We start from the raw sequence: 17723 nt of genomic DNA, 5'->3' as shown, positions 1-17723 counted from the left end.
TTTTTACTTTCAAGTGTATGAAATCCTTTTCATTGTAACCAATTCACTATATCATAGGCGCTTGTTTTTTATGTCGTCCCTGCAATTTTGCAGGTCTTTATTTCTACTCAGTACCAACTTATTGGTGAAATTAGGGAGAAAACCAAAGCTAGTGGAAAATCCGGTTCAAAACAAGCCTATTATTGAGCTTCGTTCAGTCAAAAAATCTTACGGTTCTAATACCATCATTAACGACTTCAACTTAACCATTAACAATGGTGAATTCGTAACTATTCTTGGTCCTTCAGGCTGTGGTAAAACAACAGTATTACGTTTGTTAGCAGGCCTAGAAGAATTAGACTCAGGTCATATTATTTTGGATGGTGAAGACATCACCGATGTGCCAGCTGAAAAGCGTCACATTAACACCGTTTTCCAAAGTTATGCGCTATTCCCGCATATGACTATTTTTGAGAACGTAGCTTTTGGTTTACGTATGCAAAAAGTGCCCGAAGCTGAAATTAAACCTCGTGTGCTAGAAGCCTTGCGTATGGTGCAATTGGAAGAAATGGCTGATCGCAAGCCAACCCAATTATCAGGTGGTCAGCAACAACGTATTGCCATTGCCCGTGCAGTTGTAAATAAACCGAAAGTATTATTGTTAGATGAATCCTTATCTGCTCTAGATTATAAACTACGTAAACAAATGCAATACGAACTCAAAGTATTGCAACGCCAATTAGGTATCACCTTTATTTTTGTCACCCACGATCAAGAAGAAGCAATCACTATGTCTGATCGCATCGTGTTGTTGCGTAAAGGTAAAATCGCCCAAGATGGTTCGCCACGTGAAATTTATGAAGAGCCGGCAAACTTGTTTGTGGCACGTTTTATTGGTGAAATTAATGTCTTTAACGCAACCGTGATTGAACGAAAATCCGAGAATGTGGTACTGGCAAATGTAGAAGGCCGTGTCTGTGATATTTATACCGATATGCCAGTAGAAAAAGATCAAAAACTTCAAGTTCTTCTGCGTCCTGAAGATATTGTTATTGAAGAACTCGATGAAAATGAACAGTCTAAGGCGATTATCGGACATATTATTGACCGCACTTACAAAGGTATGACATTAGAATCTACCGTAGAATTTGACCATAACGCAATGCGTGTAATTGTGAGCGAGTTCTTTAATGAAGACGATCCGCACATGGATCACAGTGTGGGACAACGTGTAGGCATTACATGGCACGAAGGTTGGGAGGTTGTACTCAACGATGAAGATAATTAATAACAAATTTCAGAAAATTACTGTTGCAATTATCTTCGCTTGGCTAATCTTCTTTGTACTGATTCCAAACTTATTGGTGTTAGTGGTAAGTTTTTTAACCCGAGATGGTAGCAACTTCTATGCCCTGCCATTCAACTTTGATAACTACATCAACCTGTTTAATCCGCTTTATGCTCAGGTCGTGTGGAATTCTTTGTATATGTCGGGGATTGCAACGATTATTTGCTTACTGATTGGCTATCCGTTCGCCTTTATGGTCAGCAAAATTCACCCAAAATATCGACCGCTCTTATTGTTTCTTGTGGTGTTACCATTTTGGACAAATTCACTGATTCGCATTTATGGAATGAAAATATTCCTTGGCGTAAAAGGCGTGTTAAATACGATGCTCATGGATATGGGGATTTTGAGTGAGCCGATCCGTATTTTAAATACAGAGATCGCGGTTGTCATCGGACTCGTGTATTTATTATTACCGTTCATGATTTTGCCACTCTACTCCGCTATTGAAAAATTAGATGGACGTTTATTAGAGGCAGCAAGAGACTTAGGAGCAAATACTTTCCAACGTTTCTTCCGAGTAATCTTACCATTAACAATGCCGGGAATTGTTGCAGGTTGCTTATTGGTGCTATTACCTGCAATGGGAATGTTCTATGTTGCAGATTTATTGGGCGGTGCGAAAGTCCTGTTAGTGGGGAACGTAATTAAGAGCGAATTCTTAATTTCCCGAAACTGGCCGTTCGGTTCTGCAATCAGTATCGGTTTAACGATTTTGATGGCATTGCTTATTTTCGTTTACTACCGTGCAAATAAACTACTAAACAAAAAAGTGGAGTTGGAATAATGAGCCGTTTACTACGTAATATCTTTATGTTTGTGGTATACGCTTATTTGTATATCCCAATCATCATTTTGGTAACCAATTCTTTCAATGCCGATCGTTACGGTTTGAGCTGGAAAGGATTCAGTTGGAACTGGTACGAACGTTTATTTAATAACGATACCTTAATTCAGGCAGCAATTCATTCCGTCACTATCGCCTTTTTTGCAGCAACTTTGGCAACTATTGTAGGCGGCTTAACTGCAATCGCTTTGTATCGCTATCGTTTCCGTGGTAAACAGGCAGTGAGCGGTATGTTATTTATCGTAATGATGTCGCCGGATATCGTTATGGCAGTGTCTTTGTTAGCATTGTTTATGGTTGTAGGGATTTCATTAGGTTTCTGGTCATTACTCTTGGCGCACGTCACCTTCTGTTTACCTTATGTTACTGTAACAATTTTCTCCCGCTTAAATGGATTTGATTCTAGAATGTTGGAGGCAGCAAAAGACTTGGGAGCGAGCGAACTGACGATTTTACGCAAAATCATTATCCCGCTTGCATTGCCTGCAATAGTTTCAGGTTGGTTATTAAGTTTTACAATCTCACTGGATGATGTTGTCGTCTCCTCATTTGTGAGTGGTGTCAGCTATGAAATTTTACCATTGCGTATCTTCTCACTGGTAAAAACCGGTGTCACGCCTGAAGTGAATGCACTGGCCACCATTATGATTGTACTTTCATTAGTACTGGTGATTTTAAGCCAACTCATTACGCGTAAAAATAATTACTAAGACACCATAAAAGGTTTCACAAACCTTGTAATATCAAATAGAATACGCCTTGACGCACAATCAAGGCGTTTTTTTATACCTACAATTCCTGTGGGTGGTTTTTTTACCCCTCTTTTACGGAGAACAAACAAAAATGAAAAAATTTGCAGGTTTAATTACTGCCGGTTTAGTGGCTGCAACTTTAACAGCTTGTAATGACAAAGAAAACAAGTCTGAAAATGCAAATTCACCGGCTACTGCTAATGATACTGTGTACTTATATACTTGGACTGAATATGTGCCGGATGGCCTTTTAGATGATTTCACCAAAGAAACCGGCATCAAAGTGATTGTTTCAAGTCTTGAATCAAATGAAACCATGTATGCAAAACTCAAAACCCAAGGTGAGAGCGGCGGTTATGATGTTATTGCACCATCAAATTACTTCGTGTCTAAAATGGCACGTGAAGGTATGTTAAAAGAACTTGATCACAGTAAATTGCCTGTCATTAAAGAATTAGACCCTGATTGGCTCAATAAACCTTACGATAAAGGAAATAAATACTCCCTTCCTCAATTATTAGGCGCACCGGGGATTGCATTTAATACCAATGCCTACAAAGGATCAGATTTCACTTCTTGGGGAGATTTATGGAAACCAGAGTTTGCCAACAAAGTCCAATTATTAGACGATGCCCGTGAAGTATTTAACATCGCATTGTTAAAAATTGGTCAAGATCCAAACACCCAAGATCCGGCTATTATCAAGCAAGCCTACGAAGAGTTATTGAAATTACGTCCAAATGTGCTTTCTTTCAATTCTGACAATCCAGCAAACTCTTTCATCTCCGGTGAAGTAGAAGTCGGTCAGTTATGGAACGGTTCCGTGCGTATCGCTAAAAAAGAACAAGCACCTTTAAATATGGTATTTCCAAAAGAAGGTCCTGTACTTTGGGTAGATACACTGGCTATTCCTGCTACCTCTAAAAATCCGGATGGCGCACACAAACTAATCAACTATATGTTAGGAGCAAAAGCGGCTGAAAAATTAACATTAGCCATTGGTTACCCAACAGCAAATATTGAAGCGAAAAAAGCGTTACCAAAAGAAATTACGGAAGATCCGTCAATCTACCCAACAGCTGAAATATTAAAAAACAGCCACTGGCAAGATGACGTAGGTGATGCAATTCAATACTACGAACAATACTATCAAGAATTGAAAGCAGCAAAATAATCTAATTTCATTCAAGTAATTTCAAAGTGCGGTCAAAATCTCTTACGTTTTTGACCGCACTTTTTATATTCATAACATTATAAAAAGTTATATATAAAGATTTGATATAAAAGCACCCCAAAATCCTCTTATATTCCTATTCCTTGACTTAGATCATTACTCATTAATTTAATTTCTCTAAAATGCAGATAACTATTAATAGTTATCCTTTTGCTATTTTTTACTAAGTTGGAGTATTTATGTCAAAAACGACCAAAATTATGACCGCACTTTGTCTCATGGGGATAGGTGCTTTGGCATTGTGGGGAATGCAAACCATTATGCATAAAACCAGCTCAACAGCATTTTGTGTGGGCTGTCATTCCATGAGCCATCCACAGCAAGAATGGGAAGGTTCAACTCACTTTGCTAATGCAAAGGGCATTCGAGCAGAATGTTCTGATTGCCATGTTCCACAAGAAACTTGGCACTATACGAAAGCAAAAATTATCGCACTAAAAGATGTATGGTATGAAATGCAAGGCAAATTGAACTCTAAACAAAAATATGAGGCTCATCGCGCACAAATGGCACAGCGCGTATGGGATGAAATGAAAGCAACGGATTCCGAAACTTGCCGTAGCTGCCACAGTTTTGATGCAATGGAACTTTCTGCACAACCAAAATTAGCAAAAGAAACCCATATAAGCGCGAAAACCAATGGACAGACCTGTATTGATTGTCACAAAGGTATCGTCCATTTTTTGCCTGAAAATCATGGTGATACAGCAGGACAATCAACCACCAATTTAGGCGGAAATATTATCCAACAAGCACCTATTTATTCTACCGCGATGACTTCGGCACAAGGCGAACAGGGCGGCGATATTCGTCTAATGCCTTATGCAGAAATATCCAATTGGCAGGAGAAGGGTGAACAATTAGTAGGGATGCTACACGGCTGGCAACAAGTCAGTGCGGATTCTGTGGTTTATCAAGAGCTTGGCAAACGCATTACCGTGGCATTAGTAGATGAAGATGCACGTAAAGGTATGAAAGTGTTGCAAACCAAACATGATGAAGTCACAGATTCCGACTGGAAAGAAGTGAGCCTTATCACTTCTGTGCCAAAAGAGAAAATGTCCTCAGATTTGACCGCACTTAATCAATACGGCAGTCAATTAAATCAAGCTAATTGCAGTAGTTGCCACGCTGCGATTAGTGCCGATCACTATACAGCGAACCAGTGGATTGGCGTGGTGAATTCCATGAAAGACCGTACTTCTATGAATAAAGATGAAGTACGCGCTTTAACCATTTATTTACAACGTAATGCCAAAGATATGGTGACGAAATAATGCACTTCTAATAGCTAAAACGAGGTCGAAATGAAAAAGAATAATATCAATCAACAACGCCGTGATTTCTTAAAAAATACATCTCTTGGCGTAGCAGGTGCATCACTTTCCGGTGGTATGGTGGGGGCAGTGTTATCTAAAAGTGCGGTCGCTTCAGAGCCTGAATTAAAAACTGTGGTAACAGCCGCACACTGGGGGCCGATTGGTGTGGTCGTGCAAGATGGCAAAGCGGTAAAATCCGGAGCTGCGATTGAACCTGCTATTCCTAATGAATTACAAACCGTGGTGGCAGATCAGCTTTATAGCGAAACCCGTGTGAAATACCCCATGGTACGCAAAGGCTATTTAGAAAATCCGGGGAACAGTGATACCACAATGCGTGGGCGTGATGAATGGGTGCGTGTGTCTTGGGAACAGGCGCTCGATCTCGTGCATAATCAACTTCATAAAGTACGTGAACAGCATGGCGCAAGTGCTATTTATGCAGGTTCTTACGGTTGGTTTAGTAGTGGCGCCCTTCATGCCTCTCGTACATTGCTACAACGTTATATGAATGTAACAGGCGGCTTTGTCGGTTATAAGGGTGACTACTCTACCGGCGCTGCGCAAGTGATTATGCCTCACGTACTTGGCACTATTGAAGTCTATGAACAGCAAACCAGCTGGGAAGTGTTACTAGAAAGTAGTGATATTATTGTGCTTTGGGGAGCGAATCCGCTCACTACCTTACGTATTGCTTGGATGTCTTCAGATCAAAAAGGCATTGAATATTTCAAAAAATTCCAAGCCACAGGTAAACGAATTATCTGTATTGATCCGATAAAAAATGAAACTTGCCAAATGCTTGGCGCAGAATGGATTCCTGTGAATACCGCAACTGATGTGCCATTAATGCTAGGGATCGCCCATACATTGGTTAGCGAAAACAAACACGATAAAGCCTTCTTAAAAAAATACACCACAGGTTACAACAAATTTGAAGATTACCTATTGGGTAAAACAGATGGTCAACCTAAAACGGCAGAATGGGCAAGCAAAATCTGCGCTGTGCCGGTGGAAATCATTAAACAATTAGCCAAGGACTTTGTAAGCAAACGCACAATGTTGATGGGCGGATGGGGAATTCAGCGTCAACGCCACGGCGAACAATCCCATTGGATGTTAGTGACCCTTGCGTCAATGTTGGGACAAATCGGTTTACAGGGTGGCGGCTTTGGGTTTAGCTATCACTATGCAAATGGTGGTGTACCAACCGCTACAGGTGGTACAATTGGTTCAATCAGTGCGACACCTGCCGGCGGAACAGGTGATAAAACATGGTTGGATGACGCTGCAAAATTTTCCTTCCCTGTGGCACGCATTGCCGATGCCTTACTCAATCCAGGCAAAACCATTGATTACAATGGGACAAAAATCACTTATCCGAATATTAAAGTCGTCTATTGGGCAGGTGGTAATCCATTTACTCAGCACCAAAATACAAATTTATTAGTCAAAGCCTTCCAAAGGCCGGAAACCGTTATCGTCAATGAAGTCAACTGGACTCCAACTGCCCGTATGGCAGATATTGTATTGCCGGCCACCACCAGTTACGAACGCAATGACTTAACCATGGGGGGCGATTACTCTATGTTTGCAGTATATCCAATGAAACAAGTGGTGCCACCGCAATTTGAAGCGAAAAACGATTTCGATATTTTTGCCGAACTTGCTAAACGCGCAGGTAAAGAAGCGGAATTTACAGAAGGCAAAACGGAAATGGAATGGCTGGAAGGTTTCTATAAAACCGCCTTCACCGCCGCACGTAACAACCGTGTTGCTATGCCTCGTTTTGAACGATTCTGGGAAGAAAATAAACCTTTCATGTTTGAGGCCAATGAAGTAGCGAAAAAATGGGTGCGCTATGCAGAGTTCCGTGAAGATCCGTTGCTCAATCCGCTTGGCACACCATCAGGCAAAATTGAAATTTATTCTGATGTTGTAGCGAAGATGAATTATGACGATTGCAAAGGTCATCCTACCTGGATGGAACCGGAAGAATTTGCCGGTAATAGCACGGAAGACTATCCGCTTGCATTAGTCACGCCTCATGCTTACTATCGTTTACATAGCCAATTGGCCCATACCTCATTGCGCCAAAAATATGCGGTTAATGATCGCGAACCCGTATTGATTCACCCTGAAGATGCCAAAGCACGCGGTATTGTGGATGGCGATATTGTCCGTATTCATAACACACGAGGTCAGGTATTAGCGGGGGCAGTCGTGACCGAAGGCATTATTAAAGGCACGCTAGGATTACATGAAGGTGCGTGGTATGATCCGCTCGATCCGGGCGAAAGTGAAAAACCACTGTGCAAAAATGGTAGCCCGAACGTACTGACCCGTGATGAAGGTACATCGAAATTAGCGCAAGGTAACTCACCGAATACTTGCATTGTGCAAGCAGAAAAATATACGGGAGTTGTACCTGAAGTGACGGTGTTTAAACAACCTAAGTACTCAACATAAAACAGCAGAAGAATCAACCGCACTTTTGCGCATTTGCTGCATAATACCGATATCTACTCAAAGTGCGGTCAAAATTGACCGCACTTTTTAATGGAAGTCCTTTATTCTGAGAGGTTAAAACCTCAAATTATAGTGATAAGGTATCTCTTAATACTTGTGCAATACCACTCTCATTGTTTGATGTTGTCACCAATTTTGCCTGTGATTTAACTTCTTCCTCCGCATTGCCCATTGCGACACCTAAGCCAACGACACTTAACATACTGATGTCATTATGATTATCACCAAATGCTATCACTTCTCTCGGATCAATTCCCCACTCTTTTAATAAAGCAAGCAATCTTCCGCCTTTTGTATTCCCGGCATTGGCAATATCAACACGATCTATCCAAGACCATTCACAGCTAAATTGAGAAATCGGCAGTTCATTCACTACATGATTCATAATCTCTTTATTCTCTGCGCTAATAACACATTTCCAAATTGGATTATGATGATCAATCACCTCTTGAATACTGTCCACTTTACGTACGTCAGGACGCACGTCCGCAGGGCAAGTTTCCACCCATTTAAGAAATTTTTCCATATGCGGGTTAAGTTGCGCATAATTCATTGAATCTCGGGAATACATTAGTAAGTGGCAATGATGTTTTTCTGCCACATCATAAATTAATTGTGCCTGCTGCTTGGAAAGCGGATTGGAAAAAGGCGTGGAATCCGTCGCTACATCATAAACATAGGTGCCGTTACAACAGATAATCGGCGTATCTAAAGCTAATTCATGATAATAAGGTTTTACGGCGGTATGATGTCTGCCTGTCACCAATAACACTTTAATCCCTTTATTTATGGCGGCTTGAATTGCCGATTTATTTTCTGTCAGAATACGCCCTTCAGAATTTAATAATGTGCCGTCAAGATCAAAGGCAACGACTTTATAATTCATTTTATCCCTCTTAGATTAAAAAGGGCGGTTAAAAACCGCCTTATTTTCAACAAATATTATTGTCCGTAATACGCATTTTTTCCGTGTTTACGAAGATAGTGCTTATCAAGCAATTCTTGTTGCATTGAGCCAATATTCGGGCGAATTTGATGGCTGACAAAATTCATATACGCTACTTCTTCCAATACAACAGAATTATGCACGGCATCAAAGCCGTCTTTTCCCCAAGTGAAAGGACCATGAGAGTGAACTAATACACCGGGTACGGATTTCGGTTTAATATTGCGGTTGCGGAAGGTTTCAACAATCACTTTTCCCGTTTCCAATTCATATTCACCAGCAATTTCTTCCGGTGTCATTCTGCGGGTACAAGGTACAGAACCATAGAAATAATCGCCTTGCGTTGTCCCTAAAGCGAGAATATCTTCACCGGCTTGCGCCCAAGCGGTAGCATGGCGAGAATGAGTATGCACCACACCGCCAATATCCTTAAATTGGCGATAAAGCTCTAAATGGGTCGGTGTATCTGAAGAAGGTTTTTTATCACCCCAAACTCGATTACCATTGAGGTCAACAATCACAATATCATCAGCAGTCATTAAATCATACTCAACCCCCGAAGGTTTAATCGCCACCAAACCGCTCTCACGATCAATTTCACTCACATTGCCCCAAGTAAAAGTGACTAATTTATATTTTGGTAACTCAAGATTTGCTTTTAACACCCTTTCTCTTAACTCTTTTAACATTGGAAACCTCCTTCTTTCATTTTTTGTTCGATCCAACGACGGGCATTGATAATTTCCGCAATAGGTTCATCCGCTTTTTCCGTCCACATTTCAATTAAAAATGCACCTCGATAATTTAGTTCGGCAAGGGTTTTAAAACAAGTGACAAAATCAACACAGCCCTCACCAAACGGCACATCACGGAACTGACCGGCACAGGTTTCAGTGACCTTATAAGTATCTTTTAAATGAATAGCGGAAATCTTATCCATGCCGAGTTTGAGCTCTTCGGCAACATTATCATTCCATGCGGAAAGATTACCCAAATCAGGATAAACGGTAAACCAAGGCGATTTAATAATATCATCCCATTTTTTCCAACGGGAAATTGAACTCATAAATTTGGTATCCATAATCTCTACTGCAAGGGTAACTTGGTTGCTGGCTGCAAGTTCTACCGCCCACTCTAGCCCCTGCTGAAAACGTTGAAGCGTGCCTTCATCCTGTTCTTCATAATAAACATCATAACCCGCTAATTGGATAGTACGAATCCCCGCATCAACAGCAAATTGAATCGCTTTTTCCATAATTTCATAGGCTTTTTGGCGGGTCATTTCATCGTGACTGCCAAAAGGAAAACGGCGATGACCGGATAAACACATAGACGGAATAGTTACCCCTGTATTCACAATAGCTTTCACTAATTTTAACCGCTCTTTTTTACTCCAGTCTAAACGAGCCAAACGTTCATCTGTTTCATCAATAGATATTTCAACGAAGTCAAAACCACAAGCCTTTGCAATAGACAAGCGATCTTGCCAACTAATGTTTTTAGGTAGGGCTTTTTCATAAATGCCGAGTTTATGTTTTCTCACTGAACACTCCTGTCAGGGGTTGGGCTATAAATAATATGTTCGATTGTGAATATAGTGAATATTCTTTCATTTACAAATCTTTGTATTGAATTATTTAAACAAGCATTACCGACAAACCTTTCTCTTGTAATAATTGAATAAACTCAGGTTCTGCATTTTTACCGGTAATTAATAAATCAATATCCTGTAATTTTGTGAATAGCATACCGACTTGCTGTCCCAATTTTGCACTATCCAGTAACACCACATATTTACCCGCCTTTGCAGATAAGCGTTGTTCTGAATTAGCAATGATCATATCGGTTTTATACAATCCTTCGGTTGTAAAACCTTTCCCACTGGTAAACATTATATTGGCAGCATAAGGGCTTTCATTTTGATTAAGAGAAAGGGTTATAGCCTTATTTCGGTTATACTGCCCTCCCATAATCACAATATCTTCATGGTTATTTTCGATCAATTTATTGGCAAGAGGAATGAAGTTTGTGATGATTTGCAATTTTCTTCCACATAAATGATCACCCAACATTTGCATTGTTGAGCCACAAGTTAAAATAACTGAATCACCTTCTTGACATAACAGGCTTGCGGCTTGAGCAATACGCCGCTTTTCATCAATATTATTGATTGCTGCACTATATTGATAGTCTATCGGAGAGGACTGTATTGACTCCGCACCATTACGCACTTTCTTTAATCGACCTTGTTGGGCTAACTTATTAATATCCCGTCTTGCTGTAGCTGGTGAAATCTCAAGTTGTTCCACTATTTCTGTTGTAGACAGCGCCTTTTTCTCAAGTAACAATTGTAAAAGTCGTCTGTGACGGTAATTTTCGTTCATTATATTTTCCTTGCTATTTCTCTGATGCGAATAATGAACAAAAAACGAGCCACCTTCAAGCAAAAGGTGGCTTTTTTTGTTATAACATTGATTTGAATTGGATATTCGGTTCGTGCTCAAAACAATCATCAAAACCACGCGGGTGATGATATTCAATTAAATCTTTATCACGTGGATAAACATATTTACCGCCCACTTCCCAAATAAACGGATGGAACTTATATTGCAAGCGCTCTTTGCGCATTTTCCACAATTGGATAATCTCATCAGTACTTGCCATAAAGTTTGTCCAGATATCGTGATGAACCGGAATAATCACTTTACAACGTAAGCTTTCCGCCATACGTAATAAATCAACAGAAGTCATTTTATCAGCAATACCGACCGGATTTTCACCATAGTTGTTAAGTGCAACATCGATATCAAATTGTTTACCATGTTTAGCAAATTGAATGGAGAAATGAGAATCCGCACCGTGATAAATATTACCACCCGGTGTTTTGAACACATAGTTTACTGCTTTACGTCCCATTTCTTCATCTGACGGACAAAGACCGGCCAATTCACCGCCTTGTTCTTCTGCTCCTTCAACCGGCAAAGTGACTAAACAAGTACGGTCAAAAGAATCAAGGGCATGGATTTCCACATCTTTTAATTTCACTACATCGCCCGGTTTTACAATAATAATACGCTCTTCAGGCACACCCCATTTTTTCCATAATTCCGCACAATGCCACGGACCAACAAATTTTACATGGTCAAGTTTTGGATTATTTACAATTGCTGCCGCAACATTCACATCAATATGATCACTATGATAGTGAGAGGCAAGGATAAAATCCACCTCATTAATTGCAAATGGATCTAACACCATCGGTGCTGCACGTAAGTTAGGCTGTAATTTACGCACACCAGCCATATTTGCCATTTGGTGACCACGCACCATATCTTTCACTTTCTTGGTGCTTTTACCACGACCACACCATAAATCCATACAAAGATTCGCTCCGCCCGGAGTTTTGATCCAAACCCCTACGCAGCCTAACCACCACATGGCAAAATTACCTTCCGGCACAACTTCTTGCTCAATTTCTTCATTCAACCAAGTTCCCCACTCAGGAAAAGTAGAAAGGATCCAACTTTCACGGGTAATTTCTTGAATTTTGCTCATTTTTAACTCCTTTTGCTCACAAAAAAAATCAAAATAAATCATATCAAATCATTTTATTTTGTAAAACGTTTTTTTCTGTAATTTGTGATCAAGATCTAAATTATTTTTTCTTATAATAAATATCATTCTTATAACATAATAAAAAACTTAAATTTAAAAGGGTTTTATAAAAAATAAAATATCTATCAAGATGAAAAAAATAAAATGTGATATCGCTCACAAATCTTCAAATAAAATCTTTTTTAATCAAAAATAATTGCTATTATTTGCGCGATTTCTTTTTCGAGATGATTCGGAACGAATTCAAACACTAAGTATTTTCCATTTAAATCAAGGTCAACAGAGGTTCTGTTATGGAAACGTTATTAGATCTATTTATTATTTTTAGGGATCAGGTTCTTAATAAAGCACCGCTATTACTAGGTATTGTTGCCTGTATTGGCTATATTCTTCTACGTAAGGATACAACAACCATTATTAAAGGAACGATTAAGACTATTGTTGGTTTTATGCTCGTTCAAGTGGGAGCCGGCGAATTAGTAAAAGGTTTTAAACCAATTATTGCAAAATTATCCGAATATCACGGTTTAACCGGTGCAGTCATTGACCCTTACACCAGTATGCAAGCGACCATTGAAACAATGGCGGACAATTATGCTTGGGTAGGTTATGCCGTCTTACTCGCATTGGCATTAAATATCTTGCTTGTAGTATTCAGACGCTTTACCGGTATCCGTACTATTATGCTCACCGGGCATATTATGTTCCAACAAGCAGGTTTGGTTGCCGTATTCTATATGCTCATTGGTGCATCAATGATGGAAACCATCATCTATACGGCAATCATCATGGCATTGTATTGGGGAATTTCCTCTAACATTATGTATAAACCGACTCAAGCCGTAACGGGCGGAGCCGGTTTTTCTATCGGACACCAACAACAAATTGCCTCTTGGATTGCCGTTAAACTCGCACCAAAACTCGGTAACAAAGAAGACAGCGTTGATAATATGAAATTACCAAAATGGCTCCATATTTTCCACGATAGTATCTCTGCGACTGTATTGGTTATGACCGTATTTTTCGGCATTATCTTACTCTCTTTCGGTCTGGATAATCTGCAAACCATGGCCGGCAAAACACACTGGACAATTTATATTTTCGAGACAGGATTAAAATTTGCTGTTGCTATTCAAGTGATTGTTATCGGGGTTCGGATGTTTGTTGCCGAATTATCTGAAGCCTTCAAAGGTATTTCCGAGCGTGTCATTCCTAATGCGGTTTTGGCCATTGACTGTGCGGCGATTTATGCTTTCTCACCAAATGCCATGGTATTCGGTTTTATGTGGGGGGCAATCGGTCAATTCGTTGCTGTCGGCCTATTACTTGGTTTTGATGCGTCCGTATTAATTATTCCGGGTTTCATCCCTATGTTCTTCTCTAATGCGACTATCGGTGTGTTTGCCAACCATTTCGGTGGATGGCGTGCAGTGATGAAAATCTGTTTCGTAATGGGGATTATTGAAGTATTGGGCTCAGCATGGGTTATTCATTTACTCTCAACCCAGGGAGCAACCTTTAATGGTTGGATGGGTATGGCTGACTGGGCGTTATTCTTCCCACCGATATTACAAGGTATCGTCAGCATTCCGTTCTTCTTCTTTGTCATCTTAGCGGCTGCATTCACTTACATGGCATTTGCCGCGAAAAAATTGCGTGCTGCTGAAGCAGCGGCTGCGGCAGCAGGTAAAACCCTTGAGCAAATGGACGGCTATGGCGCTGATGAAACCGAGGAAGAGATCGTTTCCCAAGAACAAGCGGCTCAAAGTGCGGTCAAAAATGACGACGTTTCCGATGAAACGGTTAAACCGGTTCGTATTCTTGCTGTCTGTGGTTCAGGTCAAGGTTCTTCAATGATGATGAAAATGAAGATCAAAGGCTATTTAGATAAACGTGGTATTCCAAACATTATGGATTCTTGTGCGGTTACAGACTATAAAGGTAAATTAGATAGCACGGATATTATTGTTTCGTCTAAACATTTATCCGGTGAAATTCAAGTGGGCGAAGGTAAATTTGTATTAGGTGTACAAAATATGCTTAACCCGAACTCTTTTGGCGATGAATTAATCGAATTGATTAACAAATTCCAAAATAATAAATAATCCCCCATAAAGTGCGGTTGATTTTCGGTGAAAATTTACCGCGCTACTTTCATACTACATAGTTAAGGACATTAATATGTTAAAAGAATCGCTTATCGCTAACAATTCCATTAAACTCAATCAAACCGCCTCAGATTGGAAAGCGGCGATCAAAATCGGTACGGATTTATTGGAGGCTTCAGGAGCTATTGAACCCCGTTATTACGATACAATTATCAGCAATATCGAAAAAATGGGGCCTTACATTATTCTTGCACCAGGTCTTGCCATGCCTCATGCCCGTCCGGAGGAAGGGGTAATTAAAACAGCATTTGCGTTAGTTACCTTAAAAGAGCCGATTTATTTTGACGGTGAAAATGAACCGGTCTATGTATTGATTACTCTTGCGGGTAGCGATTCCGATCAGCATATGCAAGGCCTAATGGAAATTACTCAAGTGCTTGATGATCCGGATAGTGATGATGGTGTAGATTTAAACCGTTTCCGCAACTGCAACAGTGCTGATGAAGTCTATGCTGCGATTGATAAAGTATTAAACGGCTAATCTTATTTGAATAAAAGTGCGGTTAAAATTGACCGCACTTTCCCCTATTTCAATTTAACAAAAGGAATAATCACTATGTCCAAACCATTATTACAAATTGCGCTTGACTCTCTTTCTCTAGAAAAAGCTGTTGCCGATGCTAAACAAGCAGAAGATTTAGTGGAGATCGTTGAAGTCGGTACTATTCTCGCCTGTGCGGAAGGAATGAAAGCAGTCAGTACTTTGCGTGCTTTACATCCAAACCATATTATTGTTTGCGATTTAAAAACGACTGACGGTGGCGCAATCTTAGCAAAAATGGCATTTGAAGCCGGGGCAGACTGGCTGACAGTTTCTGCGGCAGCTCACCCAGCCACCAAAGCGGCTTGCAAAAAAGTGGCAGATGAATTCAATGCCGCTCACCCTGAATTAAAAATCAAAAAAGAAATTCAAATTGAGATCTACGGTAATTGGACTGTGGAAAAAGATGCTAAAGAATGGGTTGAGTTGGGTGTGAAACAAGCAATCTACCACCGTTCACGCGATGCAGAATTAGCCGGTAAAGGTTGGACATCAGAAGATGTTGAATTAATGAAAAAATTATCTGCTCTAGGACTAGAGCTATCCATCACCGGTGGTATTGTGCCGGAAGATATTCATTTATTCAAAGAGATCAAAAATGCTAAAGCCTTTATTGCCGGCAGAGCATTAGTCGGAGAAAAAGGCAAAGCAACCGCAGAAGCTATTCGGGCCGAAATTGACAAATATTGGGCATAATTAATCCTTTAAAGTATGTCTAAACAAAGATCGGATAAACCTCACGGTTTTATCCGATTTTTTATAAATTAATTTGGGCTTATAAACTTAGGACAATGAAATCCAATGGAAAAATTAACCGCACTTTTAATTAAACAAAAAGTGCGGTTGTTTTTAGAATTAATTTGTACCACCTACCGTGATTTCATCAATTTTCAATGCCGGTTGTCCTACACCGACCGGAACACTTTGTCCGTCTTTACCACAAACACCAATACCTAAATCCAACTCGGTTTTATCGGCAACCATAGAGATTTTTTGCATCACCTCAATGCCACTACCGATTAGCGTTGCACCTTTTACCGGCTTAGTGATTTTCCCTTTTTCAATCAGATAGGCTTCCGAGGTGGAAAATACAAACTTACCTGAAGTAATGTCCACTTGACCGCCGCCAAAGTGCGGTGCATAAACACCATGATCCACCGAAGCAATTAAATCTTCAAATTTACTCTGCCCCGCCAACATATAAGTGTTTGTCATACGAGGCATCGGTAAATGAGCGTAAGACTCACGACGACCGTTACCGGTAGGCTTCACGCCCATTAAACGTGCATTCGTTTTATCTTGCATATAACCCTGCAAAATACCCTCTTTAATGAGTACATTACATTGACTTGGTACACCTTCATCATCAATAGTGATAGAGCCACGACGATGAGCAATCGTACCATCATCCACAATGGTACAAAGTGGAGAGGTAACTAATTCGCCTATTTTACCCGTAAATAAAGAACTCTCTTTACGATTAAAATCCCCTTCCAAGCCATGCCCCACCGCTTCGTGCAATAACACCCCCGGCCATCCTGCGCCTAATACAACAGGCATTAACCCAGCCGGTGCAGCGATAGCACTTAAATTTACCAAAGCTTGACGAACCGCTTCTTTCGCAAAATTTACTGCCCGAATATCACCATCAACGGTCTCAAAGAACCAATCCAATCCAAAACGTCCGCCTGAACCGCAACTTCCACGTTCACGCTTACCGTTTTCTTCCACTAACACAGATATTGACAAACGTACCAGTGGACGAATATCTGCCGCCAATGTGCCGTCCGTTGCCATCACCAATACTTCTTCATAAACAGCACTTAAACCGGCAGAAACACGGGTTACACGCGGATCTTCCGCTCGAGCAGTGCGATCAATCAAATGTAATAATTCAATTTTCTTTTCTTTAGAAAGGCTTTCCAACGGATTAATGGAAGCATAACGCATTATAGGACTTACGGCATTGAGTGCATTTGGCACAATAATGTTGCCTTGTTTACTTTGCGCAATCCCTTTCACCGCATTGGCACATTGTTGCAGTGAGGCAAGACTGATTTGATCTGAGTAAGCAAAACCGGTTTTTTCACCAGATACGGCACGTACCCCTACCCCACGATCAATGTGAAAGCCGCCCTCTTTAATAATGCCGTCTTCCAACGCCCAATTTTCATCTTGACTGAGCTGAAAATATAAATCGGCATAATCAATATTGCGATGCGACATTACATCAAAAATATTCAATAATTCTTTCGTGGATAAATGGCTTGGAGTTAGTAAGCTTTCCGAAACCTGTTTTAACATATTCTTCTCCGTAAATAGACGATGTCTATAAAATTTATCTAAAAGTGCGGTCAAAAAACAGCGAGTTTTCGGTATTATGTAACAAATGCACAAAAACAGAAATTTCAACAAAATATAGGGCACACGCCGTGTGTCTCCACA

The 17723-nt window shown here is 40.3% G+C and carries 15 protein-coding genes; 9 read left to right on the top strand and 6 right to left on the bottom strand.

The window, feature by feature from the left end:
• The first annotated feature begins 151 nt into the window (after positions 1–151).
• The 6 genes from potA (at position 152) to torA (ending at position 7948) form a co-directional block, all read left to right on the top strand.
• Complete coding sequence (potA, locus tag A3GE_RS0108120) at positions 152–1267, top strand: spermidine/putrescine ABC transporter ATP-binding protein PotA (RefSeq protein WP_018356764.1); 1116 nt, start codon at positions 152–154, stop codon at positions 1265–1267.
• Positions 1254–2114 (top strand): spermidine/putrescine ABC transporter permease PotB, encoded by an 861-nt coding sequence (gene potB / locus A3GE_RS0108115; RefSeq protein ID WP_018356763.1) that lies wholly within the window; start codon positions 1254–1256, stop codon positions 2112–2114. Before potA ends, potB begins: the two co-directional genes overlap by 14 nt.
• A complete protein-coding gene (potC, locus tag A3GE_RS0108110; protein ID WP_018356762.1) occupies positions 2114–2884 on the top strand; it encodes a spermidine/putrescine ABC transporter permease PotC in 771 nt (256 codons plus the stop codon). The genes potB and potC overlap by 1 nt, the downstream gene beginning before the upstream one ends.
• Positions 2885–3017: 133 nt before the next feature.
• Positions 3018–4100 carry an extracellular solute-binding protein gene (locus tag A3GE_RS0108105; protein WP_018356761.1) on the top strand — a complete coding sequence of 361 codons (1083 nt, stop codon included), beginning with the start codon at positions 3018–3020 and terminating at the stop codon, positions 4098–4100.
• 239 nt (positions 4101–4339) lie between these two features.
• Complete coding sequence (locus tag A3GE_RS0108100; RefSeq protein ID WP_018356760.1) at positions 4340–5437, top strand: NapC/NirT family cytochrome c; 1098 nt, start codon at positions 4340–4342, stop codon at positions 5435–5437.
• A 30-nt stretch (positions 5438–5467) separates the two neighbouring features.
• Positions 5468–7948 carry a trimethylamine-N-oxide reductase TorA gene (gene torA, locus A3GE_RS0108095; RefSeq protein ID WP_018356759.1) on the top strand — a complete coding sequence of 827 codons (2481 nt, stop codon included), beginning with the start codon at positions 5468–5470 and terminating at the stop codon, positions 7946–7948.
• Positions 7949–8075: 127 nt separating this feature from the next.
• Here the strand turns inward: torA and A3GE_RS0108090 are convergent, their stop codons facing one another.
• The 5 genes from A3GE_RS0108090 to ulaG all read right to left on the bottom strand — a co-directional run bounded on the left by A3GE_RS0108090 (position 8076) and on the right by ulaG (position 12509).
• Positions 8076–8894 (bottom strand): pyridoxal phosphatase, encoded by an 819-nt coding sequence (locus A3GE_RS0108090; RefSeq protein ID WP_018356758.1) that lies wholly within the window; start codon positions 8892–8894, stop codon positions 8076–8078.
• A gap of 56 nt (positions 8895–8950) precedes the next feature.
• On the bottom strand, positions 8951–9643 hold the full coding sequence (gene araD, locus A3GE_RS0108085) for an L-ribulose-5-phosphate 4-epimerase (protein WP_018356757.1): 693 nt from the start codon (positions 9641–9643) through the stop codon (positions 8951–8953).
• The gene (locus A3GE_RS0108080; protein ID WP_018356756.1) at positions 9637–10497 is read right to left on the bottom strand and encodes an L-ribulose-5-phosphate 3-epimerase; all 861 of its coding nucleotides are present in this window, start codon (positions 10495–10497) and stop codon (positions 9637–9639) included. Before A3GE_RS0108080 ends, araD begins: the two co-directional genes overlap by 7 nt.
• Before the next feature lie 94 nt (positions 10498–10591).
• Positions 10592–11338, bottom strand: a complete 747-nt coding sequence (gene ulaR, locus A3GE_RS0108075) for an HTH-type transcriptional regulator UlaR (RefSeq protein WP_018356755.1) — start codon at positions 11336–11338, stop codon at positions 10592–10594.
• Between the two features lie 79 nt (positions 11339–11417).
• Positions 11418–12509: an L-ascorbate 6-phosphate lactonase gene (ulaG, locus tag A3GE_RS0108070; RefSeq protein ID WP_018356754.1), complete on the bottom strand. Its 1092-nt coding sequence runs from the start codon at positions 12507–12509 to the stop codon at positions 11418–11420.
• A gap of 353 nt (positions 12510–12862) precedes the next feature.
• On the opposite strand from ulaG, the gene A3GE_RS0108065 reads away from it, so the two are divergent.
• From A3GE_RS0108065 to A3GE_RS0108055, 3 genes are all read left to right on the top strand, one after another.
• Positions 12863–14674 (top strand): PTS ascorbate-specific subunit IIBC, encoded by a 1812-nt coding sequence (locus tag A3GE_RS0108065; protein WP_018356753.1) that lies wholly within the window; start codon positions 12863–12865, stop codon positions 14672–14674.
• Positions 14675–14750: 76 nt separating this feature from the next.
• Complete coding sequence (locus A3GE_RS0108060) at positions 14751–15218, top strand: PTS sugar transporter subunit IIA (protein WP_018356752.1); 468 nt, start codon at positions 14751–14753, stop codon at positions 15216–15218.
• Between the two features lie 75 nt (positions 15219–15293).
• A complete protein-coding gene (locus A3GE_RS0108055; protein WP_018356751.1) occupies positions 15294–15974 on the top strand; it encodes a 3-keto-L-gulonate-6-phosphate decarboxylase UlaD in 681 nt (226 codons plus the stop codon).
• A gap of 159 nt (positions 15975–16133) precedes the next feature.
• On the opposite strand, the gene tldD is transcribed toward A3GE_RS0108055, so the two are convergent.
• On the bottom strand, positions 16134–17582 hold the full coding sequence (tldD, locus tag A3GE_RS0108050; protein WP_018356750.1) for a metalloprotease TldD: 1449 nt from the start codon (positions 17580–17582) through the stop codon (positions 16134–16136).
• Between the last annotated feature and the right edge of the window lie 141 nt (positions 17583–17723).

Origin of the sequence: Rodentibacter pneumotropicus DSM 21403, from assembly GCF_000379905.1 — a bacterium.
GTDB lineage: Bacteria > Pseudomonadota > Gammaproteobacteria > Enterobacterales > Pasteurellaceae > Rodentibacter > Rodentibacter pneumotropicus.
This window is presented reverse-complemented; position numbering and strand designations above follow the sequence as displayed.